Raw genomic sequence first — 24977 nt, 5'->3', positions numbered from 1 at the left:
CGTATTCGATAGCAAAAAAACAAAGCTAACGCTGATTTACTTATGGCTGATTTACTTATGGTTGATTTACTTATGGTTGATTTACTTATGGTTGATAGCCCCAGCGCGGCATAATTTTTTGATCGATACCAAGATGATCCAATATTCTGCCAACCATAAAATCCACCAAATCGTTAATAGATTCAGGTTGGTGGTAAAAGCCGGGAGCGGCGGGCATCACAGTTGCGCCAAGCTCAGACAGGCTGAGCATATTGCGCAAATGTATGGTGGAAAATGGTGTTTCTCGCGGCACTAAAATCAGCTGGCCGCGCTCTTTAATCACCACATCTGCTGCGCGCTCAATCAGATTATCACTCATGCCTTGGCTAATGGCCGCCAGCGTTCCCGTTGAGCATGGGCAAACCACCATCTGTTTTGGCGCCGCCGAGCCAGAGGCCACTGGCGAAAACCACTGCTCTTTACCAAACGCGATCACTTGCTCTGGCTGAGCATTAAAATGCTGACACCAAAACGCACTTTGCGCTTCGGGCGAGCCGGGTAATTTTAGGCCAACTTCAGTGTCAAACACGACACGCGCAGCGCTCGACATCAGCACATACACTTGTTTGTTCGCGGCAACCAAACATTCAATTAAACGCAGTGCATAGCAAGCACCCGATGCGCCTGTAATAGCGACTGTCACCGCACTATTAAAACCTTTTGCATGGGCTTGGCTAATTTCTGTGCCTTGCATACCAGCATTAATATCAGTATTGCTCATTAAGCTTGTTCAACCTTTTGTGTGAATTCTTGTTGCAAATTGGGCCTATCAGTTTCGCTCAGTTGCGGATATTTAGCCGCCAGCGCTGCCAGTAGCTTGTTATGAAAACCACCAAAACCGCCGTTACTCATGACCACTATATGATCGTCAGGTTGAGCTGATGCCGCGACCTTAGCCACTAACGCATCAATATCCGTGTCGGCAAAACACGCCTGCTGACACTGCTCAGCAATATCTGCCACTGACCACTGAACCTTCTCCCCCTGGAAAATATACACTTCATCCGCTTGTGTTAGCGAAGCGCCCAAGGTGTCTTTATGTACGCCACTTTTCATGGTGTTGGATCTCGGCTCAAGCACGGCAATGACTTTTCCTTTACGCACATAACTGCGCATGGCTGTTAAAGTTTTTGCAATTGCCGTTGGGTGGTGCGCGAAATCGTCATAGACTTTAACCTTGTTGATCGTGCCGCGAAGCTCTAATCGACGTTTGGTATTGATATATGCTGCCAGTGCTTCAACCGCCACATGGCTAGGCACGCCAGCATGGCGCGCCGCGCCTATTGCCATCAGCGCATTGTCGATATTAAAGTCGCCAATCAGTGACCAACGAACAATACCCTGCAGCTGCCCCGCAAAATAAACCTCAAATGCACTGCCATCGTCACACAGTTTCTTTGCTTGCCAGCCAGCAGCTTCAACCTCTGATGGTGCGCAGCCAAATGCCTGCTCAGTTGGCGTCCAGCATCCTTGTTCAAGGGTTTCATTGATATAGGTTTCATCAGCAGGCGATAATACCAAGCCATTGCTCGGCACCATGCGAATCAGATGATGGAATTGACGCTGAATATCACTGATATCATTAAAAATATCGGCGTGATCAAATTCCATATTGTTGATCACTAGCGTTCTTGGGCGGTAATGAACAAACTTAGAGCGTTTATCGAAAAAAGCGGTGTCGTATTCGTCGGCTTCGATCACGAAAAATGGCGCATCACCCAAACGTGCTGACACCTCAAAATTTTGCGGCACACCACCAATTAAATAGCCCGGTTTCATGTGCGCGTACTCTAAAATCCAAGTGAGCATACTACTGGTGGTGGTTTTGCCATGAGTTCCCGACACCGCCAGTACCCAGCGATCTTTTAAGACATTCTCTAACAGCCATTGCGGGCCTGAGGTATACGGGATATTGCGGTCGAGCACGTACTCCACCATAGGGTTACCACGTGCCATGGCATTACCGACAATCACCATATCAGGCTCATCAGCCAAATGCGCGGTGTCATATCCTTGCATTAATTCAATGCCAAGCGCTTCCAGTTGGGTACTCATGGGCGGATAAACATTGGCATCGCAACCTGAGACGCGAAAACCCAGTTGTTTAGCTATCGCGGCAATTCCACCCATAAAGGTGCCACAAATGCCGAGAATATGTACGTGCTTCATTTGAATGTCGATAAATTTCGTGTAATTGCAATTAGCCGACAATATACCTGACTGGCAGCCAATTGAATACTTTCGGGCGTTTACCCTGCCCCTTTAACGCCTTATCTCAGCAAGTAAATTAACGGCTAACTAGAACGAATTTCATAGATTTGTCATTGCTTTATTACCGCTAATTGACCAAGATTTAAGAAAATATTCCCTGCTGCTGTGCTATTCAATGAAAACGGATTGCACGGCAATAGCGTATCGGGCACAAATTTTCAGGAGTACAAGAGCGCAATGGCACACTTGCAAGAGATCAGCGTTTATCCCATTAAATCAACGGCTGGCATCCAATTATCATCAAGCTGGGTTGACCCGATTGGTTTACCTTACGATCGCCGCTTTGTGGTTTGCGATCAGCATGGGCAATTTATTACCGCCCGTACCCACGCCAAACTATGTTTAATTCAAGCGAACCTGACGCCTGATGGCCTAATGCTCACCGCACCAGATATGCCATTATTGGCGGTGCGTTATCAACAGTTAATAGACGAGTACCAGCACGTCGCGGTTTGGGGCGATACCATTTTAGGCCAGCGCTGCCATACCAGTGTTGATTTGTGGTTTAGCCAATTTCTTGGGCAAAGCTGTCACTTGCTATTTTTTGGTGAGCAATCTAATCGCCAAGTTAAAAATACCACGAACCCTGTTGCCTTTGCCGATGGCTACCCTTTGCTTTTAATATCGCAAGCATCGCTCGAACACTTAAATAGCCGCCTAAAACAGCCTGTGTCTATGCGCCAATTTCGCCCGAACATGGTGGTACAAGACTGCGAACCTTTTGCCGAAGATACGTGGCGACATATTCGCATTGGCGAAGTGGAATTTGAGCTGACCAAACCTTGCACGCGCTGCGTGTTTACTACCGTTGATCCAGATACCAGTGAAAAGCACAACCAGCTAGAGCCTTTAGCCACATTGAAAACGTTCCGCCAACTAGCCAAAGGGGATGTTTTATTCGGCCAAAATTTAATTCCACTCAATCAAGGGCAAATTCGCTTAGGCGATCCAGTTACGGTACTAGACCGCCAATTTGCGCCAGAGTTTGTTAATGTCAAAGCGGTCGGACGTGCTAACACCACTAAAAAGCAAACCACCAGCCAACAAGCGGCTGATATACCAAGGCTAGTGCCGAGCGCAGAACAAGCAAGCCTGATTTGCCAGCACATTTACGACGAAACCCATGATGTTAAAACCTTTGCATTTAAAGCGAAAAACGGCAGTTTGCCGGAGAATTTCAAGCATTATCAGGCAGGTCAGCACTTACCGTTTAAGCTGACTATCGAGGGTAAAACCGTTAATGCCATTTACACCCTAAGCTCGTCGCCAACGCGCAGCGAAACCTTAACGATCACCGTTAAGCGCGTGCCCAATGGCAGAGTATCGAACTTTTTGCACGACCACTTTACGGTAGGCAGTGAAATTGTCGCCAAAGCACCGAATGGTAAGTTCCATTTAGGCAACATCAGTCAGCAACGTATCTTACTGCTCAGCGCTGGCTCGGGTATTACCCCGATGTTGTCGATGCTTAAAGCACTGACTGATCAATGCGATAACCGTGAAGTCGTATTTTTCCACAGTGCGCGCAGCGAGAAAGACCTAATCGCATTTGAAGAAGCGCGCGCCCTTGCCAAACAACATGGTCATTGCAAATTACACTTTACCCTCACGCAGTCAGCCTCGCCCCAGTGGCAAGATTTTCAAGGCCACCTAAATGCCAAAATGCTGTCGGTTATCCCGGAAATTAGTAGTGTCGATGCTATGGTTTGCGGCCCGCAAGGATTTAGAGACAACGCCAAGGCCCTGTTACTCGCGGCCGGCTTACCTGAATCACAATTTCATTTTGAAAGCTTTGGAAAACGCCTAAACGATAAAAGCACTGAAAGCGCTAGTGTGCCAATGCCCTCGCCAGTCAGCATTCGCTTTGACTCATGGGATAAGGCAGTGGTTGGTAACACCAAAGAGTCCATCCTAGAACAAGGAGAAGCGGCCGGCTTAATCATGTCTTATTCCTGTCGCGGCGGTATGTGTGGCAGTTGTAAAGTAAAGCTGGAGAGTGGTGAAGTGCGCGAGCTAGCCAGTGATGGCCTGATGCCGAGCGACAAAGCGCAAGGTTATATTCTCGCTTGTAGCTGTGTACCGAAATCGGATATTGTGATCAGTAAAGTACCACCGAGAAAGTAAGTAAAACCTAACCTATGACCCCAGCCGTCACCTTTGCCAAACGCCAAAAGCTGGCGTTTGAGCTTTTAGAATATCAACACGATAGTAATGCCGCTTCCTATGGTATGGAAGCGGTAGAAAAACTTGCGCTCCCAGCCGCAAGCGTATTTAAAACCTTAGTGGTGGAAACAGAGCAAGGTCAACTTATCGTTGCCATCATTCCCGTGGCAGAAAAACTTAGCCTAAAGCTTATCGCCAAAGCGGCAAAGGCCAAAAAAGCGGTCATGGCTAATCCCGATAAAGTGCAGCGTAGCACCGGCTATGTACTCGGTGGCGTTAGCCCTCTTGGACAAAAAAAGCGCTTGCCAACTTTTATTGATGCGAGCGCGGAGCAACAGGCGAAAATCTATGTGAGCGCTGGTCGTCGCGGGTTAGAAATTGGTTTGGCACCACAAGATTTAAGACATGCACTCAATGGCGAGTTTAGCGAGCTAAGTGCCTAACTCGCCTGTTTACTGTCAGCTATTCACAGGCTTTTTCGCCAGCTTGCGCTGCAAGGTTCTGCGATGCATATTCAGTTGACGTGCGGTCGCCGAGACATTGCCTTGGTTTTCTTGCAATACCCGTTGAATATATTCCCATTCAATACGCTCAGGAGAGGTAAGCGTTTTGACCTGTTGAGCTGAGTGATCAGTTTCTGCATCGCTTTTAGTCTGTTGATTATCGCCCAACACCGCCAATAACGAACTTAACTCGATAGGCTTGGGCAGGTAATCATCTGCACCTGACTTTATCGCCGTAACGGTTGTGGCAATACTGGCATAACCAGTCACTAACACAATTTTACTGCTGGGTAGCACAGCGCGTACCCGTTGAATGAGCGGTAGTGAGGAATCTGTACCTAAGTTCATATCAAGTACCACAGCATCTGGCTGCCAGCTTTGACAGCTCGGCAATAATGCATCGAGCTGGTCGATATGCTCGACCTGATAGCCTTTGCGCGATAGTTGACGGGCTAATACGCCAGCAAACGCTATATCATCTTCAAGTAACAGTAATTTCAACGTACTTTTCCGTCTTTGAATTTTATTTTTTATGGTGCTGGTTTTTGTTGTGAACTTAGTTTCTTAGCCCGAACTAGATGCTTGCAGCCGCTAATGGCTGGCACGGCAACACCACTTGGCTACGTGAACCGCTAGGTAAATTAAATAACTGAAGCTGCCCTGCAAAACGCTCTATCGTGGCATTCGCCAGTGCTAAGCCCATCCCCATGCCCTGTGGCTTGCTAGAGACTTTCACTTGGCCCAATTGTGACATTAACTGTGGATCAATACCTTGCCCTTGATCATCAATATTAATCACCACTTGCTGATCTTTAATCGCCACTTCAATGCTAATCTCGTCCTGCTGGTTCGCTAGGCTGGCATAGGCCGCGTTTTCGAGTAAGTTAGTCAGTGACATTTGCAGGTTAAAGTCGGTTGCTAGCGCATAGTCAGCACATTGTGGTGCGACATTGAGTTGGTAGCGAATATCGTTACGGCTGATCCACCAATACTGCAAGGTTTGCTGAATAAAATCATCAATCGGCAAGCGCTGCATATTGGCTGATTGATGACTGCGTACCTGTTGAGCAATGGTATGAACGGTTTGATGACAAACGTGAATTTGGGCGCTCAGTTCATCGACTAAGCTCTGCTCGAACGCTTTTTGCTCGTTGAGTTCGTCAACCAACAAGCGAGCTGTCGATAACGGTGTTGCCAAGCGGTGGGTGGTATTAGCGCCCATGGTTGCCACCGAAAGAATTTGCTCATCTCTCAATTGGCGCTCGCGCAGTTTTCGAATTTGTTTTTGCTGGCCAATAATCGCCTGACGCTGCTGGGTCACGAACCAAGTCATCAACAAGGTTGAGATCACAAAAGTGAGCCACATCCCCGAAAGGTGATTAGTAAAGCTTTCTGATAAATGTTCAAAGTGCGCGGCGTGCCCTTGCAGCATTAATAATGTATAAATTGTGATCGCAAGCATTGCAACAAACCAAGCAATACGCCGCTTCATCTCCATCGACGCAACAATCACAGGTAAATAAAGAATAAATACCCCCGCATTACTGGCGCCGCCATGCAGTTGCAAAAGCACACCATAAAAACATAAATCCAGGATAAATGGCGCGAGCGATAGCACGATGTGCACCGTTTCAGGCTGCGCCGTTGAAGAAAGCTCGCGTAGATCTAGATAGCGAGTCATTAGGGCGAGTATCAACGCATAGCCAAAGCTTATTGCCCAGACGATAGGGTTGTTGGCATCACCAAGGAAAAAAATGGCTACGAGGCAGGTCAACCACAGTAGCCAAGGTAGAAAAAACCATGCGGTTTTTTGCGGAACTGTCTGCGGAACGTTCCATGAGAAAAATCTAGCCATCAATTGTGTCTTCAACGCGATACCTTAAAAAATATGCCCTTATACCAATGCACTATGCCCTTATGCCAATACATATAGAGCGATGCACTCAATTCTACACCCAGACAGAGGCTAATGGCGCCTCGCTTGCTTTGCAAGCCTTAACACCAGCGCCAACTTTAACTCCAAAGTTAGTTCGTTAACGATGCATATTTGTAAGGAAGAGCAAATAAAACACACAAGTGAATGCGTTGATTGGTTATCAGCATACCGCTGCCACGGCATTGAGACGATGTGACAAATTGTCGCACCAGCCACTTAATTGCGGTATAAACAATTCATTGCGGTAGAAACAAAGTGTGTAACCCAGAAGAAATGTGCGATCGTAGCGTAAAAAAAATTAAGCTTAACTGTGATTTAGGTGAGAGTTTTGGCCAATGGCAAATGGGGCGAGACGCGGATGTCATGCCGCTGATTGATGAGGCCAACATTGCTTGCGGTTTTCACGCTGGCGACCCTGTGGTAATGCAACAAACCGTAGCGCTTGCTGTTAAACATCAGGTAAGTATTGGCGCACATCCAAGCTACCCTGATTTACAAGGCTTTGGTCGCCGCTCAATGAAAATGGCAGCCAGTGAACTGATTGCGCAGCTGCACTATCAGTTAGGTGCACTGCAGGGCATTTGTCAAGTCAACGGCACCCAACTTGAGTTTGTCAAACCGCATGGCGCACTCTATAACGATATGATGCGCGATTTGGCTTTATTTGAAACCCTGTGCCAAGCCCTCAGCCAGTTTGACGCCAACTTAGTGCTGGTTATCCAAGCATTGCCCAACACCCAGGATTGGCAACAAATTGCCCAACAATATGATCTGAATCTACGATTTGAAGCTTTCGCCGACCGCAATTATCAAGACAATGGTTTATTGGTGCCTCGCACTCAAGGCAATGCCGTGCTTAGTGATCCTCAAACTATTTTTGCCCGTGTAACCCAGCTAGCTCAAACTGGCAAGTTAACCAGTGTAACCGGCAAGCCACTGAGTTTGCAGGTAGATACTATCTGTGTACACTCAGATACCGACAATGCACTGGCGATAGCCAAAAAACTAGCAAGTATTCACTAACAGCACTATTAACATGCGAGACATACCCATGTCAGCCAGCGATATTCAATTTGATTTTATCAGTGAAGATGCCCTGCTTTTGCTCTGGCCTGAACAAGTGTGCCGTCACCAACACCAAGGTATTCTATGCCTGCAAGCACAGCTAGAAAATAAACTTAGCCACTACATTACTGAGTCACTCGCTAGCTTTAATTCCCTGCTGCTTAGCTATCGCTACCAATTACTGTCTGCCGAGCAATTACGCGTGCTTGTCGAGCATGTTATCCAAGCGAGCTGTGACCAAGAAAATAGCGCTCAAGGCGCAGCGGATAACCTAGTAAACAGCACTGTAAATAACCAAGCACAACCTACACCTAGAGTCATCACCATTCCAGCTTATTATGGCGAGCAAGCAGCTTGGGATCTTCCCTACGTGATGCAAGCGACAGGCCTGAGCCAGCAAGCCATTATCGCTAAACACAGCGAGCTGGATTATTACGCCTATGCGCTAGGTTTTACCCCCGGCTTTGCTTATCTAGCCAGTATTGACTCACAACTGAGACTGCCAAGAAAAAGTATGCCCAGAAAACAGATGCCCGCAGGCGCGATTGCCATTGCTGGTGAACAAACGGCTATCTACCCAGACGCCAGCCCCGGCGGTTGGCATATTATTGGGCAATGCCCAATCCCGCTTTATCAAATTACAGATGAAGGTATAGAAAGCCTGATAAATACTGGCGATACCGTGCGCTTTCAAGGGATTTCACTGGCAGAGTTTGAGCAGCTTGGTGGAGTCATCGCGCTTGAAAGCGAGTCAACAAGTGAGCCAACGCAACATGACTGAGCCAAACGCTAAAACCAGCACTAAAACAAGCACTAAAACAAGCACTAAAGTCACCAATAAAGTAAACGCTAAGGCACTCAAGCTTTTCACCGTTACCCAAGGGGCTGAGCGCGTGTGCTTGCAAGATTTGGGGCGCAAACAATCAAGCCAGTTTGGGGTATCAGCGTCAGGTGCGGCGGATGAATATGCGCTATTGCAAGCAAACCACCTCGTCGGCAATCAAGCGGAAGAAGCCGCGCTCGAAGTATTACTGGGCAATATTGAAATCGCGATTCACCATACTTGCCAGCTCGTGGTGACGGGCGCAAACGCGGCGGTAAACAAGCGACAAACGGCGACACAAGCAGCAGCGGAATTCACGCCACCAAAGGCAGATCTAACGCTAAACCAAGAGACTAAAGATTTTTGGCAGGTGATCACCGCACAAGCTGGCGATATCCTGCGCATTGCGCCGCTTAAAGTGGGAAACTATGCCTATCTGAGTGTTGCAGGTGGTTTTAAACACGACAATTGGTTTAATAGTGCTATCGCTAAATTGTCTTCACAAAGCACAAACAACAAACTGAGCGCAGCTCCCATTACCGACTATTTCGCGGCAACGTCAACGACAACAGCTCTGCGCGAAAGCGAAAAAGTGCCAGTGCGCAGCGAACAACTCACCACAAAGAAAGTCACAATAAAACAGGTCAAAACAAAACAAGTCGTTAAAAATCAAACGTCTTATAGCAATTTTTACTCACTAGCGGGGCGCGAGCAGCCCTTTGTCGCGAGATTTATTGCCAACACCTATTGGCAACAATTAAGTGCCACACCCCAAGCGTTACTGCTTGCGCAAACTTTTTCAATCGACACCAGCTCAAACAAAATGGGTTATCGAGTTAACCTTCAATCACCAAACGGCGCAATAAAGTCTGCATACCAAGCACTTGCCGATGTATCAGGCAATATTTCCAAGCCCGTGGTCTACGGCCAGATTCAATTACCCAGCGCTGAGCAGTGGATTGTCCTGATGAAAGATAGGCAAACTATCGGCGGCTACCCGAGCATCGGCACAGTGATGAAAACCGACCTCTTTAGATTAGCGCAGCTCAAGCCGGGGCAAAAAATGCGTTTTCAACCAATCAACCTGGCGCAAGCTCAGGCACAGCTGAACGCTTTTTATCAGCGATTTGGTCGCTAACATCATAAATAAGCACCGGTTTTTACTTGCGCACCACTTTTTTTCACCTCTTGCTTATCTAGTTACTTGTGTAAGCTAAAGAAATTCAAGCACATTTACATTTATTTACAGTTATCGACTAACAATCAAGTAATATCCACACGCGAATGATATCAATTGTCATTTGCAAATATGAGTGAAGGATTACTGCGCGCCCTCATGCACTGGGTTAATCCTTGACTCTTCACAGATAGAAAAAAATAACAAGGAAAATTGTGAAAACACTGAATCTCAACGCTATTTCACTAGCAATAGTCTCTCTTTTCTCAGCAACGAGTATCGCAGCAACGCCACCTTCAGATATTGAAGTCATTGAAATTACCGCGAAACCATTTGAAGTCCCGGTATCTTCCCTACCTGGTACCGTACAGCTGATCAGCCAAGATGAAATTCAGGCACAGGCTGCGGTCAGTGCCGATGTTTCTTCACTACTCGCCAATCTAGTGCCAAGCTACAGCCCAGAAACCCAAATGCTGTCCAGTACTTACCAAGGATTTCGCGGTCGAAAATCCATCGTGATGATCGACGGTATCGTAGTCTCTAACTCACTGCGTGAAACCAGCCGGGTACTCGCTTCTATTTCGGTTGAAAACATTGCGCGTATTGAAGTTATTCACGGCGCGAGTGCGGTTTACGGCAACGGTGAATCAGCAGGTGTTATCAATTTAGTGACTCACCAAGCCAGCAGTCAAGACATTGAATTTTGGAGCCAAGTAAAATTTGATGGCTCTATCCATGATGCAGACTCTTACGGTTATCAATTTAACCAACGTGTGTCAGGCACTGTCGATAAGTTCTCGTATCTTGGCCAGCTGAATTGGCGTGACAGTGGTGAAATATTTGATGGTAATAGCGATCAAATTCCCTCAGATCCAGCCGGTCGTGGTGGCTTGGGTGAGTTAAAAGACATTGATGGTCTATTGAAATTCACTTACCAATTCAATCAAGACGCCGATTTAGCGCTCAATGCCCATTACCGCAAGTTAGAGAACGAGTTAAGTTTTGGTCGCAAAACTATCTTCGACAATGTGGTCGTCGTTGATCCAACCAAGCCTTTTACTGGCGATGCCCCTTATAGCGAAAACCAGTACCTGCAACTTGAGTTTAACCATCAAAAATTATCAAATCACAAAGTCAATATTGAGCTTAGCGTTGCCAACAGTGAAAACACGCAAGCGAACACGGTAAAAGTAGAATCTGATAAGTTCGCCTTCCGATTTGCTGCCCAGCCACTTTCCTTGCCACGTGCACAAGACGTGTTTACGTACGGGATCGATTATCAAATTGACGAAACAACTCAGCACAGCAGTCGCGGTATTTGTGAAATTTGCGATGTCGAGCAAACCAACTTGGCACCGTTTGCAGAGTACCAATTCAATTTTGATCACTTTATGGTGCAAGTCAGTGCACGCTACGAGAATTTTGACTTAGATGTACCGAGTTATGTCGCGACAGGTCGCTACGGCGATGCGCCGTTCTTTGGTCAGCAAATTGATGGCGGCGAGTTAAGCTACAACAAAACCGTATTTAATGTTGGCGCTGTGTACCGCTTCACAGATACCGAAATTTATGGTTCATTTTCACAAGGCTACGGTTTAGGTGATCTACGTCGCTTGCGCTCTATCAATGTTAACGATGTTGATAACTACCGCCAAGCGCTAAAGCCGGTTGAAGCCGATAACTTTGAACTGGGTTTACGTGGCCAAATTGACGCGTTCAGCTTTGATTTAAGCCTCTACTACACGGATGCCGAACACGCACAAAGCTATGTCGACATTACGGATCAAGTTATTTACGCCTCATTGCAACAAGTCGACCCAAGACTCACGTATGATTTAAGCCAAACGTTTAATCCTGATGCCATCGACGCCTTAGTGACGCGCGATGAACGCACTTACGGCGCAGAGTTTAGTTTTGCTTACAGTGTGAGTGATACCTTAGATATTGGCGGTACGCTAAGTCACAGTGAAGGAGAATATCGCCATCCAACCAATGGCTGGATTGACTTGAACCATTCGCGTTTAAGCCCATTCAAAGCAACCTTATACGCCAACATCGAATTCACTGACCACCTTGGCGCTAACATTCAGGCTAATCACATTGGCTCACGCGGCGCGGGCGACCAAGTTAACCTTGCCATTCCGCAAAACGGTGCTTTTGGCACGTTTGAAGGCTATCAATATTACGGCGCGGGTGTTGAAGGCTATACAACCGTTGATGTTTCGATGTATTACCACACTGATGTAGGAAACTTTGCACTCGGTGTTAAAAACTTATTTGATCGCGTTTACTTACCGACTTATGCCCAACAAGGTAGCGGTAGTGTTTACGGCCAAATTGATCTGCCAGCAAACCCTGCACTTGATCAAATCGAAAGCTTAGTTCGTGATTTTGCGTTTAGAGACAGCTATCACGCGCAAGGCACTACATTTACGCTAAGCTACAACGTAACTTACTAATACCACGCGGGTAAAAACAGCCCCACTCACGCTTGTGAGCCTAATGATTAGTGCGTGATTGGCGCACTAATCCTGCGTAGCGGCGAATGCCTAACGTTCATCTGGTATTCGCCGTTATCACTCAATCATATCAGCCTTAGTCGCTAAAGGCTTACCTTAGCACTCGCATCAAACGTTAACTTGCGTATAAAATAGCGCTGCTTTTCGCTTCGCGCTAAACACTTTGCCCTACATACTGAGGTTTTCCTGTGCTGTTAATGATCGACAATTATGATTCTTTTACTTTTAATCTAGTGCACTATTTTCAGTCGCTGGGGCAAATCGTAAAAGTTGCTCGTAACGATGAAATCAGCCTTGATGAAATCGCCGAACTGGCGCCTGAATACTTAGTGATATCTCCTGGCCCATGCGATCCCGATAAAGCCGGCATATCACTATCCGCCATTGCTGAGTTTGCGGGAAAAATTCCAATACTTGGTGTTTGTTTGGGCCATCAGTCCATTGCGCAGCACTTTGGCGCTAAAGTAGAACGAGCGAAACAAGTGATGCACGGCAAAACCAGTTATATACGCCACACTGGCACAGGTTTGTTTGACGGCCTCAATCAACCATTAGAAGTGACGCGTTACCACTCACTGATTGTCAACCGTGATAGCTTGCCAGATTGTTTAAAAGTAACCGCTTGGACAACGACTAACTCAACTCTCAGTGATGAGGCTGATAGTGGCAAGGCAGATAGTAGCGACGATGAATTCGAGGAAATTATGGCGTTAGAGCACCAAAGCTTGCCCATTGCCAGCGTACAATTTCACCCTGAATCCGTGTTGACCGAGCAAGGGCATATACTCCTGAACAATTTCTTGGCAAAATACCAACAGCACAGCTAGCACAATATCCTCATGAATTTATTGCGCTAGTCGATAATAATACCAGAGCGTATTGACCTTTCGAGGTTGAATTTTGTTCAGTCTAAACGCTTTCTGATCACGGCGCTCGATTTACAGCATAGTCGTTCTATGTAAAAATCGAGCAACAAAGAGCAGCAAGCGTTTAGATGAACCCACCCAAAAACAAAAGGGGCAGCGCTTGTTTGGCTTTTCTACTGCGTTGTCACAGGGTTTATGTAGCACAACTACACGACACCTGCTCCGCCTTGTGTAAAAACCAAACACGCGGCTGCAAAAACAACCCTGAAAGTTCAACACGCTCTAACTATAATCACCATTAGATTTAATAATCATCACCCTACATGCAGCTTTTTGAACAGCACGATACAACTTGGCTCCTTTACCAGCGCTATATTGCCCTGTGTATAAAAAAAGAGTTCGCACACAAACTCACTGGCACTTTGATCAAGGCGAATCGCCAAGACAGTGAGCAGGCAAACCGTCGCCGAGAGCTACTCGCCGTAGAAGAGCAAACTAACCAGGAAAAAGCGATCAAAGAGCACGGTGAGCAACATTATCGCAATCAAGTGAAAAATCGCTTTTTTCAGCAAGTCTCCTCAGAGCTCAATACCGAGTTTGAAAACAAAGAGCGCTTTTATCAGGAATTTCTTGCCATTGACGATGCCGCGCCAGCTATTCTTGAACTGTTGTCGCTGCGTGCTGCTTCATTGAAACGCGTAACACCGCTTGTCGGCAGTTTACGTTGGCTATCAAAAGACGCCATAAACTTGGTCAATAAGCCACAATATCGCAAACGTGCTGATGTCAAGGTGACAGATGCCAGTCTGGCCATTAATTACATCGGGTTAGAAAATTTAAAGCTCGTCATGCCAACCTTTATTCTCAAACATTGGCTACCAATAAGCACTCCCCCCTACCCCTTGTTAAAGCGCAAGCTGTGGAACAACAGTTTAGCGGTTGGGCTGGCAACTCGTGCGCTGGCTGAAGCACAAGGTATTGATTGGTATCGCGCATTCACAGCAGGCATGCTGTCTAACGTTGGGCCATTAGCAGTGACCCGTTGTTTTTTAACTAAATTCAATGAATTTTATAACCAAGAAATTGAGCAAGCTTACGAGAATCGAGACAAACGCCTACACGACGCGCTTGTCAATATCGACCAATCACCAGAGCTTTTGCTCGAGCAGCTGTGTACACGAGGGTATCAGGTAGGTGCCGATTTAATTGAACAAATGAAGTTTGATCGCCTACCGATCACCGAACCTTTATTTGATATCGCCTTTGCTCGCACAACCAACGCAATGAGTGACTTAGCCAAGCTCATTGTCAAAGCCAACGCTTATGTGATGTTACGCAGTCTTGCCAAAGAAGAGCTGATCAATAACACTGAAGCAAAGCAATTGCTGGCTGTCGCCAAAATTAGCACAGCAGATCTCGCCTTGTTAAAGAAAACCGACATCGATCACTTAAAGCTTAACTTTGCCTAGCCAGCGAGATACTCCTATCAGCCTTGATTGGCGATATTAACGATTCACTCGCGACCGTCAGCGAGTGAACCGCGCTAGGTTAGCTTGAGGGGGTTATACGCCCTCTCAAATTCATCTCAAAATAAAAAACAGCCTCTTTTCTTTAAATGAGAATCACTCCGCTTGATTTACTGACACTTTGCTCTCTTAGGTCGCGTTTAAACCCTTAAATGACACTTTTTCGACAGACTTTTTTTTGATTAGTTATGAAATCCCGCCATAAGTGGAATTTTTCAACTAAGTAAGTGACGCCCTTTATCACCTGAGTTACGCCAGTTTCCAAGCGTTAAAATAGTTATGCACTCTTGATGCATAAATCTCTACACCCCTTGAATACACTGACTTTGAAACCTTCACAAACAAGACATTGATGGATTTTTCTGCCATACTGTCGGCCTCAAATTTAGCCGTGAAGTGTTCAACACAAGGTTTGAACGCAACAAGAATCACGGTCAAAAGATTATTGATAAGCCCACTAGAAGAGGAGATTCAAATGTCGAACCATTTTCCTGTCGACCGCGCGTTATTTGACGATGTTATGGTGCCAAACTACTCACCATCAGCAGTAATTCCAGTACGCGGCGAAGGCTCTCGAGTTTGGGATCAGCAAGGTAAAGAATTTATTGATTTCGCTGGCGGTATCGCGGTGAACTGTTTAGGTCACTGTCATCCAGCATTAGTAGGTGCTTTAAAAGAGCAAGGCGAAAAAATCTGGCACTTATCAAATGTCATGACCAACGAGCCAGCATTGCGTTTAGCGAAAAAAATGGTCGATAGCACCTTCGCTGAAAAAATTTACTTCGCCAACTCAGGCGCAGAGTCAAACGAAGCAGCGTTAAAGCTGGCACGTCGTTGGGCACTAGATAACTTTGGCGCTGAAAAGTCACAAATTATCTCATTTAAACAAGGTTTCCACGGTCGTACCTTCTTCACGGTAACGGTTGGTGGCCAGGCAGCATACTCTGACGGCTTTGGTCCTAAGCCAGGTGATGTCGTGCACGCTGAATACAACAACCTTGAGTCATTCAAAGAACTAATCTCTGACAAGACTTGTGCAGTAATGATGGAGCCACTACAAGGTGAAGGCGGTATTGTTTCACCAACACAAGAATTTGTTGAAGGTGTACGCGAGCTTTGTAACGAGCACAATGCACTATTAATCTTCGATGAAGTACAAACAGGTGTTGGCCGTACGGGTGAACTATACGCCTACATGGGCTTAGGTGTGACACCAGATATTTTAACGTCAGCCAAAGCACTCGGTGGCGGTTTCCCAATCGGCGCTATGTTAACCACAACTGAGATTGCTAAGCACCTGAAAATTGGTACGCACGGCAGCACATACGGCGGTAACCCATTAGCGTGTGCCGTTGGTGAAGCAGCGTTTGATACGGTTAACGACCAAGCGGTTTTAGACGGCGTAAAAGCAAAAGAAAAGCTTTACTTTGATGGTTTAAAAGCAATTAACGAAAAGTACAACGTATTCCAAGAAATCCGTGGTAAAGGTCTATTAGTCGGTGCTGTGCTAACAGAAGCATACCAAGGCCGCGCGAAGGACTTCTTAAACGCCGCAATGGAAGAAGGGGTAATGACTTTAGTTGCTGGCGCTAACATTGTGCGTTTTGCACCGTCATTAATTATTCCAGATGCAGACATTGCTGAAGGTCTTGCACGCTTTGAAAAAGCAGTTGCTAAGCTAAGCCAGTAAGCTCGGTTCAAGCGACAAAACTGGGTCATCACAAAAAAGGCCCAGTAATTTAATAGCCAACCTATAACGCTTGCCTAAGCTGTCAGTTGCCAGCGGCAGGCGTTATTTCTCTACAGAGACAGATTTATGATTATTATACGCCCTATTCAAACCAGCGATTACGACGACTTACATCGCATCGCTATCGAATCAGGACACGGTTTTACATCACTTCCTGTTAACGAAGAACTGCTCACCAAGCGCATTACTCACTCTGAGTCGTCGTTTGCTGCTGATGTGACTCAGCCAGGTAACGAAGGCTACCTGTTTGTGATGGAAGACACCGAAACCGGCGAAGTTGTGGGTACCAGCGGCATTGAAGCGGCAGTTGGCTTAGAAGATGCGTTTTATCACTATCATTTAGGCAAAGTGGTTCACAATTCGCGTGAGCTGGGCATTTACAACACCGTAGAAACGCTATCCTTGTGTAACGACTACACGGGCGCATCAGAAATTTGCACCTTGTTCCTCAGTGAGTCACATCGCAAGAACAACAACGGACGCTTGCTGTCGCGCTTCCGCTTCTTGTTTATGGCGGAGCACAGCGAGCGCTTCTCTGACACAGTGATTGCTGAAATGCGCGGCGTGTCTGATGACAGCGGACGCTCACCATTTTGGGCATGGCTTGAAGAGCACTTCTTCTCGATGGACTTCCCAACCGCAGACTACCTCACGGGTATCGGTAAAAAAGTGTTTATTGCCGAGCTCATGCCTAAGTACCCAATCTACGTCAACCTACTGAGCAAAGACGCTCAGCAAGTGATCAACAAGGTACACGACAAAACGGTTCCAGCTCTGCGTTTGTTAGAAGCAGAGGGCTTCGCTCGCCGCGGTTACGTTGATATTTTTGATGCTGGCCCGACGGTTGAAGCCAACAAAAATACCATTCGCACGGTTGCCGAAAGCCAGAAGTACCAAGTAATTATTGGTGAAGTTGACGACGCCTCAAACTACATTATTTGCAACACTAAAGTGAAAGGTTTCCGGGCGACACAAGCGCCAGCGTCAATACGTGAAACGGCGAAACAAGTGGTGATCAGCCACGGCGTTGCTGATGCACTAAATCTTGGTGAGGACGACTGGGTGCGCTTGATCGCAAACTAACCCAGTCGCTTTTCAGATCAGCCGAACTTTTCAATCTATAGATGATTGCAATACAAAGAGAAATAAACATGACTCAAGCAATTCAATTTATTAATGGTCAATGGCAAGCAGGCCAAGGCCATCAAGTTTCTTCGCTAAACCCAGCGAAAAACGAAGTCATTTGGCAAGGTAACACAGCATCGCCAGCACAAGTTGACGAAGCCATTAACGCAGCCCGCACTGCCTTTACTAGCTGGTCAATGCAAAGCCTAGAAGACCGTATCGCGGTGATTGAAGCGTACGGCAAACAGCTAGAAGAAAACAAAGAAGCCATGGCGCGTACCATTGCAGAAGAAACCGGCAAGCCATTGTGGGAAACCCGCACAGAAGCGGCGGCAATGATGGGTAAAATTGGCCTATCGTTAAAGTCTTATCACGAGCGCACGGGTACCGTTGAAAACCCAATGCCGGGCGCCAAAGCGTTTATTCGCCACAAGCCACACGGCGTAGTGGCAGTATTTGGCCCGTATAACTTCCCGGGTCACTTACCAAACGGTCATATTGTACCGGCGCTAATCGCAGGTAACACTGTGGTATTCAAGCCAAGTGAATTAACGCCGAAAGTGGCTGAATTCACATTACAACTTTGGGAAAAAGCAGGCTTACCAGCGGGTGTGATTAACCTAGTACAAGGTGAATTAGAAACCGGTAAAGCGCTAGCAAGTCACCCACAAATTGATGGCCTATTCTTCACTGGCTCGTCAACCACAGGTAAATTGCTACACGAACAATTTGGTGGCCAGCCGGGTAAAATCCTAGCGTTAGAGATGGGTGGCAATAACCCGCTAATCGTTAAAGACGTTGCTGATGTTGACGGTGCAGTGCACGAGATTATTCAGTCAGCATTTATCACCACAGGTCAACGCTGTACTTGTGCCCGTCGTTTATTCATTAAAAACGATGCCCAAGGCGATGCTATTGTTGCCAAGTTAATTGAAGTGACAAAGAATATCAAAATTGGTCATTTCGATGCTGAAGAACAACCATTTATTGGTTCAATGATTTCAGCCAAAGCGGCACAAGGTTTAGTGGCAGCGCAAGCGCAATTAGTTGAACTGGGCGGTAACAGCCTAGTTGAATTAAAGCACTTAGAAGCTGACACAGGTTTTGTCTCACCGGGTATTATTGACGTTACTGCGATTGATGCATTACCAGATGAAGAGCACTTTGGCCCACTATTGAAAGTGTTCCGCTACACAGACTTTGATGCGGCTATTGTAGAAGCTAACAACACGAGCTTTGGTTTGTCAGCGGGCTTACTTGCCGACAGCAAAGACGACTACGATTACTTCTTCGCTCGCATTCGTGCCGGTATTGTTAACTGGAATAAGCAAATCACCGGCGCCAGCGGCGCGGCACCTTTCGGTGGTATTGGTGACAGCGGCAACCACCGTGCATCGGCATACTACGCAGCAGACTACTGTGCTTACCCTGTGGCTTCTGTTGAAGCTGACAAGGTGGCGATGCCTGCCACATTAAGCCCAGGATTAAGCATTTAATTGATCTTGATTAATCTTTCGTATGCCCGCTTTCTTTGTCATCAAAAGAGTATAGTAAACAGGCATACGATTGATTAATATATCGACCATGAAGCTGACGTATCAACTACAAACTGCTGGCTTTCGCCCGGCATTTTTCAAAAGTATTGATCAAATCTAAACCACTGACGACAAGTTAGCGTTTGCTTTCGTCATGCTCAATTTTTACACCTAAGCGCTCGCTGACCTGACGCCCTCTTATTCACGTTATTTGAATTCATTTTATCTACGAATTTAATAACGGAATCTTAACCTAACTAATGATTTATTAGCGTTTAATTCGCCTCTTATTAGGAACTGTTATGACTGCGCAAGTTACACAATTATTTAACAACATTTGGCAACACTACTTAACCGTGACTCCGTCTGCGGAAAAAATTCACCAGCTACTCGGCTCTGGCAATGATGTGATAAACGATCACGTTGCCTACCGCACCTTTAATATTGAAAAGGTTAACTTAGACAAGTTAGCGGCTCACTTATTAGCACTTGGCTACAAAGAGTGTGGCGAATACAACTTTGAAGCAAAAAAGCTTTACGCTAAGCATTTTGAGCACGCTGACAGCACTCAGCCAAAAGTATTTATCAGTGAGTTATTGGTGGAAGAATTCTCACCAGAAGCACAAGCCATTATCCACAAGCTGATTGATCAGCTACCAGAAGATGCAGCAACAGCAGAAAACTTCTTATACTCAGGTCGTCAATGGCAAGTCAGCCACGAAGAGTACCAAACATTATTGGCAGAAAGTGAGTACGCCGCTTGGGTGGCGGCATGGGGTTACCGTGCTAACCACTTTACCGTCAGCATTAACCACCTAGAAAACCATGAAACGATTGTTTCAGTGAATGATTCACTAAAAGATGCTGGCTTTACGCTGAACAGTGTCGGTGGCGAAATTAAAGGTGACGAGACAGTGAAGCTAGAGCAGTCTTCAACCATGGCAGATCACGCTGAGGTCGCCTTCACTGATAAAACCGTTAGCATTCCTAGCTGTTTCTACGAGTTTGCGAAACGCTACCCGCTAGAAAATGGCGAGTTATACACAGGCTTTGTTGCGGCCTCTGCAGACAAGATTTTTGCCAGCACTAACGTTGCCGCGTAACGCGTTGATTCGCTAACGGCTCGCACTGCCGCCGATTAACCGCCATACTTATGCCGCTATATCTGTAGCGAATAAGCAATCATTGGTTAATTAAGCGCTGGCAGTGCGACTATAACAACCGCGACTCTTCAAAACGTAGCGACAACGCTACTGCCCATTATTTTTTGCTACTACTTGCGTCGAATATTTATCCTGCCGGAAAGTCGCTGACTACAGCTTACTACGTTATCAATACACCTTATTTACATCCTGTTAACTTGTTGCACTCGGGTTGACAAACTATCGTCTTAATTCTGCTCAAACTGCCCAGCCACACTTGCACCAGCTAATCGAATAGGAGTAAAGTATCAGCCAATTTGACGCTTATTTTTGATGAATTATGGTTACCGATACCGAAGGTTATGTTCATATCATTGAATACCTGACAGAGCATTTAAGCCTGTTTGAAAATGCTACCTGCCAAGGTAATGCAGAATCTGTAATGGAAGTCATCGAGCAAGAGCTGAGTGAACAAATCATTTTGGTATGTAGCCAAAATGACGATCTAACCTTTAACCAACGCAATATGATCATTCGCGAAGTCGATTCGATCGTTTACGACTTGGAAGAAATCCTGTCGGCGGTTGTGAATAATGCCGTATCGGAAAAACAAAAAACCTTTATCAAAGAGTTCGCCACCTTGATTAAAAACTTATTTGATACTGAAATTCACAATCTTCCTCACTAAACAAATTTGATAAACTTGCTGAGTATGTGCGGCTAAACTAGCAGCTGGCAAGTTCACTATCGTAAATTAACCATTGAGCACCTACAGAGGCATATATGAAAGCAACCGTAACTTGGGCTGGCGACGAGCTATTTTTAGCCCAATCAGAAAGTGGTCACTCTTTAGTATTAGACGCTAATGGCGGTAAAACAGCGCCAAGTCCGCTGGAAAATGTATTGTTATCACTAGGGAGTTGTTCATCAGTTGATGTGGTCAGTATTCTGCAAAAGGCTCGACAACAGATTAGCGACTGTCGTGTCGAAATTGATGCAACACGCGTTGATACCGTGCCGCGTTTATTCTCTGATATTCACCTTCATTTTGTCATTACGGGTAAAGACGTAGCGGCCAAGCACGTAGAGCGTGCCGTTAGCTTGTCAGCCGACAAATACTGCTCTGTTGCCTTGATGCTAAATAAGTCGGTTAACATCACACACGACTTTGAGATTATTGAGGGTTAATATTGCTCACACAAGGCTAACAACGCCATAGTCTCATGCTACCAGCCATAATCTCATGCTACCAGCCGAATTCACGCAATACGCGCTGGTAGTTTTGCTCAGTGAGGAATAAGTTAGCCACGGCCAAGGCGACATCCTTATCCACATTGCCCTTATCACTGGCTTTTTGCCCTAACCCCAACCAAAAGTCATAACTGATCTTTTCTGCTGAGCCGCTATATTCAGCCAATAATTGGTAAAAATACGCGCCACATTGGTATAGGGCGTGATACTCTTGGTGTGCGGCAAACTCTTCAACGCGGAACTTTGCCAACTTGGCTTTGCAATCTTGTTGAGCTTGAAAACGCTTTTGCTCGACAAACGATGTGGCTTGTGGGTAAAACTGCATCAACAATTCACCGGCGACAAATTCAGCGTGCCCCTCGTGAATCCAGGCGTGGTCATTTTCAATACTATTGACGTAACCACCTTGATATAAATGAGTCACTTCGTGAGCATAAAACCAGATAAGATCATAAGGGTTACTCACTTTTAACTGCCCATACCAATGCATAAAAATCTGATCTGGTAGCACGCCACCTTGACGGCCATAACGTTGCCCCTTGGTTTTGCCAAATGAAGCAAATAGCATCGGTTTTTGTCCCAGCGCAGGAAAGCGACTTGCCATCGCCACCATAGCGTTGGGAATAAACTCCTCAAGCGCGCTAATCAACGCTGGCGGCAGGGCATTATCAATGACCGCGATATAATGGTTGGTTTCGGTAATTTCGGTGTTACCGACAAAGACTTTTCGACCGTCATTTTCGTCATACCAGCTCACCTTGTTATTGGCTGATAGGCCATTTAACACAATTCGCTCATTGGCTGGTGCCGATAAGGTGAGGTACCACAAATTTTCATCGCTTCGGCACAGCGTTGCGCAAGCGAAAAAGCGGCCACTGTGCAGTAATACTGAGCCATCTGAGTATGGCGCAAAAGGCGCGTACGACTTAGGCAGGTGAATATACGTGGGGGTTAGTGCAAAGGTGACTGAGGTAAAGCCACTGCCATCTTGTTTAAATACAGTATCTTTACCGTTGAGCTTTCGAAACGAAAAGCCGTCGCTAATCAGCTGCCAGCGTTCAAATCGCGAGTCATCTGGCGAGTGATGAAATTGGATACTTTGCACAGGCGTTTGACTGCGGTAGGTCACTGACCAGCTGGCATCCGCTGATTTTACGATATCAGTAATTAGGATATTATTGGCGCTCAGCTCAAAATTGGCCGCCAGTAATCCAATCAATAAAACACTGCGCAAGAGCTGCCAAAGCATTTATAAGTCTGACATCCAATCCAGTTGTTTATTAGCTTCCGCTTTTTTCTCCATCAGCTCTTTAATGAGTGGCGTTAAAATCAACTCCATCGCGAACCCCATTTTGCCACCGGGCACAACTAAGGTATTTACTCGCGACATAAACGCACCATCGATCATCGACAGGTAATAAGGAAAATCGATATGAGTCGAGTCGCGAAAACGAATGACCACAAAGCTCTCGTCAAGCGCGGGAATAGCTTTGGCACTAAACGGGTTCGAGGTATCAACCGTCGGCACCCGTTGAAAGTTGACATGAGTGCGAGAGAATTGCGGCGTGATAAAGTTGATGTAATCATCCATCGAGCGCACAATACTATGGGTCACAGCTTCACGACTGTGGCCGCGCTTGTTGGTGTCGCGGATAATTTTTTGAATCCACTCCAAGTTGACAATGGGTACCATACCAATGAGCAGATCTACGTGCTGTGCAACATCGTTTTTGTCAGTGACGACACCGCCGTGTAAGCCTTCGTAGAAGAGTAAGTCGGTGCCCTCACCTAAATCTTCCCAAGGCGTGAAAGTACCTGGCATTTGGTTGTATGGCACGGCTTCGTCAAAGGTATGTAAATAGCGACGCATTTTACCTTTGCCAGTTTCACTGTAATCTTTAAATAACTTCTCCAGTGCATCAAAATCATTGGCTTGATCGCCAAAGTAGCTAATATTACGACCTTCATCACGCGCCTTGCGCTTTTCAAGATCCATTTCTTGGCGAGAGTAGCGATGAAAGCTGTCGCCCTCGACGTGGGCAGAAGTGATATCGAGCGTGCGAAATATATGTTCGAACGACTCAGTTGTGGTCGAAGTCCCTGCACCTGATGAACCGGTAACAGCAATAATGGGGTTACGTGAAGACATATCGAGCTACTTTTTAAACATTGAGGTTTGTTTATACGGACAATCAATTTTTAGATCAAGCCATTCTCTTTGTTAATTATTCGGCTAAACTAGAGATGTAATTAAATAGCAAAGAACGGATTAATGGTTAAGCGGTATTACCAGTCACTAATAGCAGGGATTGCATTAGCAATTATTATCCCACTCCTCTATTTTGCTTTTTTAGCGTTGAATAACGACGACGTAGATACGGCAGCAGTGAAAACTCAATACGAATTCGTTACTGTCAATCACCCTATTCAACCCTTACCGACCATTACTTCCATTGACGAACGCTGGGTAACGCTAGGCAAAGCACTCTTTAACAGCCCATTATTGTCGAAAGACAACACCATTTCTTGCGCCTCTTGCCATATGCTCGATTTTGGCGGTGATGATGGTTTTAGCGTGTCAACTGGTGTGGAGAGTAAACAGGGGGTTCGCAACTCCCCGACCGTGCTCAACGCTGTGTTTAATTTCAAACAGTTTTGGGATGGCCGAGCCAATTCGCTTGCACAACAAATCGACGGCCCTATTCACAACCCAGTTGAAATGGGGACTTCTTGGCAAGACGTTACAGAAAAACTCAGTCAAGACACCTACTTTTCTCAAGCATTCAAGCGACTTGGCATTAATCAAGTCGAAGCAAAGCACATTGTTAACGCGTTAACCGTTTTTGAACAGTCGCTCATCACCCCTAATGCCCCTATCGACCAATACCTTATGGGTGACAATAATGCACTTAGCGCCCAACAAATACGCGGGCTAGCAAAATTTAACACGTTTGGTTGCAGTGCCTGCCATCAAGGCCGTAACATTGGCGGTAACTTATTCCAAAAGCTTGGGCAAGTGGGCGATATTCCACCTGAGCTTGCTGACGACAAAGGGAAATTTGATTTAACAAGTGACCCGCTCGACCTGCATGTATTTAAAGTGCCCAGCTTGCGGAACGTAGCCGAAACAGCACCTTATTTTCATAATGGTGCTATTAAAACACTGCCAGAAGCGGTACAAGTCATGGCAAAAACTCAACTTGGTCGCGAATTATCACCTCAAGATATTGATGATCTGGTCGCTTTGCTTGAAAGCTTCACAGCTCCAGTGAGACACTAGTTTGCC

21 protein-coding genes are annotated in these 24977 nt (G+C 46.1%); 15 read left to right on the top strand and 6 right to left on the bottom strand.

Annotated elements, in window-relative coordinates; genetic code table 11:
• Positions 1-85: 85 nt before the first annotated feature.
• Together DXX93_RS01895 and mpl are read right to left on the bottom strand one after the other, a co-directional pair.
• Complete coding sequence (locus DXX93_RS01895; protein ID WP_116009792.1) at positions 86-733, bottom strand: flavin prenyltransferase UbiX; 648 nt, start codon at positions 731-733, stop codon at positions 86-88.
• 26 nt (positions 734-759) lie between these two features.
• Positions 760-2208 carry a UDP-N-acetylmuramate:L-alanyl-gamma-D-glutamyl-meso-diaminopimelate ligase gene (gene mpl, locus DXX93_RS01890; protein ID WP_116006554.1) on the bottom strand — a complete coding sequence of 483 codons (1449 nt, stop codon included), beginning with the start codon at positions 2206-2208 and terminating at the stop codon, positions 760-762.
• A gap of 279 nt (positions 2209-2487) precedes the next feature.
• Here mpl and DXX93_RS01885 point away from each other — a divergent pair, with 279 nt between their 5' ends.
• Together DXX93_RS01885 and ybaK are read left to right on the top strand one after the other, a co-directional pair.
• Positions 2488-4434, top strand: coding sequence for a hybrid-cluster NAD(P)-dependent oxidoreductase (locus DXX93_RS01885; RefSeq protein ID WP_116006553.1), 1947 nt, complete (start codon positions 2488-2490; stop codon positions 4432-4434).
• Positions 4435-4448: 14 nt separating this feature from the next.
• Positions 4449-4916: a Cys-tRNA(Pro) deacylase gene (gene ybaK / locus DXX93_RS01880; protein WP_116006552.1), complete on the top strand. Its 468-nt coding sequence runs from the start codon at positions 4449-4451 to the stop codon at positions 4914-4916.
• 15 nt (positions 4917-4931) lie between these two features.
• On the opposite strand, the gene DXX93_RS01875 is transcribed toward ybaK, so the two are convergent.
• On the bottom strand, positions 4932-5477 hold the full coding sequence (locus DXX93_RS01875; RefSeq protein WP_116006551.1) for a response regulator transcription factor: 546 nt from the start codon (positions 5475-5477) through the stop codon (positions 4932-4934).
• 73 nt (positions 5478-5550) lie between these two features.
• Entirely contained in the window at positions 5551-6831 is a 1281-nt protein-coding gene (locus DXX93_RS01870; RefSeq protein WP_116006550.1) for a sensor histidine kinase, read from the bottom strand.
• 336 nt (positions 6832-7167) lie between these two features.
• Here DXX93_RS01870 and DXX93_RS01865 point away from each other — a divergent pair, with 336 nt between their 5' ends.
• The 12 genes from DXX93_RS01865 to DXX93_RS01810 all read left to right on the top strand — a co-directional run bounded on the left by DXX93_RS01865 (position 7168) and on the right by DXX93_RS01810 (position 21628).
• Positions 7168-7935 (top strand): 5-oxoprolinase subunit PxpA, encoded by a 768-nt coding sequence (locus DXX93_RS01865; RefSeq protein ID WP_309545390.1) that lies wholly within the window; start codon positions 7168-7170, stop codon positions 7933-7935.
• Between the two features lie 28 nt (positions 7936-7963).
• Positions 7964-8758, top strand: a complete 795-nt coding sequence (locus tag DXX93_RS01860; protein ID WP_181902110.1) for a 5-oxoprolinase subunit B family protein — start codon at positions 7964-7966, stop codon at positions 8756-8758.
• Positions 8751-9938, top strand: coding sequence for a biotin-dependent carboxyltransferase family protein (locus DXX93_RS01855; protein ID WP_116006547.1), 1188 nt, complete (start codon positions 8751-8753; stop codon positions 9936-9938). The genes DXX93_RS01860 and DXX93_RS01855 overlap by 8 nt, the downstream gene beginning before the upstream one ends.
• A gap of 254 nt (positions 9939-10192) precedes the next feature.
• The gene (locus DXX93_RS01850) at positions 10193-12436 is read left to right on the top strand and encodes a TonB-dependent receptor (protein WP_116006546.1); all 2244 of its coding nucleotides are present in this window, start codon (positions 10193-10195) and stop codon (positions 12434-12436) included.
• Positions 12437-12684: 248 nt separating this feature from the next.
• Complete coding sequence (locus tag DXX93_RS01845; protein WP_116006545.1) at positions 12685-13323, top strand: anthranilate synthase component II; 639 nt, start codon at positions 12685-12687, stop codon at positions 13321-13323.
• A 362-nt stretch (positions 13324-13685) separates the two neighbouring features.
• Complete coding sequence (locus tag DXX93_RS01840; RefSeq protein WP_116006544.1) at positions 13686-14831, top strand: HDOD domain-containing protein; 1146 nt, start codon at positions 13686-13688, stop codon at positions 14829-14831.
• A 532-nt stretch (positions 14832-15363) separates the two neighbouring features.
• Positions 15364-16578, top strand: a complete 1215-nt coding sequence (locus DXX93_RS01835; protein ID WP_116009791.1) for an aspartate aminotransferase family protein — start codon at positions 15364-15366, stop codon at positions 16576-16578.
• A gap of 126 nt (positions 16579-16704) precedes the next feature.
• The gene (gene astA / locus DXX93_RS01830) at positions 16705-17721 is read left to right on the top strand and encodes an arginine N-succinyltransferase (RefSeq protein WP_116006543.1); all 1017 of its coding nucleotides are present in this window, start codon (positions 16705-16707) and stop codon (positions 17719-17721) included.
• 68 nt (positions 17722-17789) lie between these two features.
• Positions 17790-19259: a succinylglutamate-semialdehyde dehydrogenase gene (gene astD, locus DXX93_RS01825; protein ID WP_116006542.1), complete on the top strand. Its 1470-nt coding sequence runs from the start codon at positions 17790-17792 to the stop codon at positions 19257-19259.
• A gap of 341 nt (positions 19260-19600) precedes the next feature.
• Positions 19601-20401, top strand: a complete 801-nt coding sequence (locus tag DXX93_RS01820; RefSeq protein WP_116006541.1) for a DUF1338 domain-containing protein — start codon at positions 19601-19603, stop codon at positions 20399-20401.
• 379 nt (positions 20402-20780) lie between these two features.
• Positions 20781-21128 carry a DUF3802 family protein gene (locus DXX93_RS01815; protein ID WP_116006540.1) on the top strand — a complete coding sequence of 116 codons (348 nt, stop codon included), beginning with the start codon at positions 20781-20783 and terminating at the stop codon, positions 21126-21128.
• Positions 21129-21223: 95 nt separating this feature from the next.
• Positions 21224-21628, top strand: coding sequence for an OsmC family protein (locus tag DXX93_RS01810; RefSeq protein WP_116006539.1), 405 nt, complete (start codon positions 21224-21226; stop codon positions 21626-21628).
• Between the two features lie 58 nt (positions 21629-21686).
• On the opposite strand, the gene DXX93_RS01805 is transcribed toward DXX93_RS01810, so the two are convergent.
• Together DXX93_RS01805 and DXX93_RS01800 are read right to left on the bottom strand one after the other, a co-directional pair.
• The gene (locus DXX93_RS01805) at positions 21687-22940 is read right to left on the bottom strand and encodes a hypothetical protein (RefSeq protein WP_116006538.1); all 1254 of its coding nucleotides are present in this window, start codon (positions 22938-22940) and stop codon (positions 21687-21689) included.
• The gene (locus tag DXX93_RS01800; protein ID WP_116006537.1) at positions 22941-23840 is read right to left on the bottom strand and encodes a phosphoribulokinase; all 900 of its coding nucleotides are present in this window, start codon (positions 23838-23840) and stop codon (positions 22941-22943) included.
• Between the two features lie 123 nt (positions 23841-23963).
• On the opposite strand from DXX93_RS01800, the gene DXX93_RS01795 reads away from it, so the two are divergent.
• Complete coding sequence (locus DXX93_RS01795) at positions 23964-24971, top strand: cytochrome-c peroxidase (protein ID WP_116006536.1); 1008 nt, start codon at positions 23964-23966, stop codon at positions 24969-24971.
• The last annotated feature ends 6 nt before the right edge of the window (positions 24972-24977 follow it).

Origin of the sequence: Thalassotalea euphylliae (assembly GCF_003390335.1) — a bacterium.
Lineage (GTDB): Bacteria > Pseudomonadota > Gammaproteobacteria > Enterobacterales > Alteromonadaceae > Thalassotalea_F > Thalassotalea_F euphylliae_B.
The sequence above is the reverse complement of the archived record's forward strand: the minus strand, read 5'-3'. Positions and strand labels throughout refer to the sequence as shown.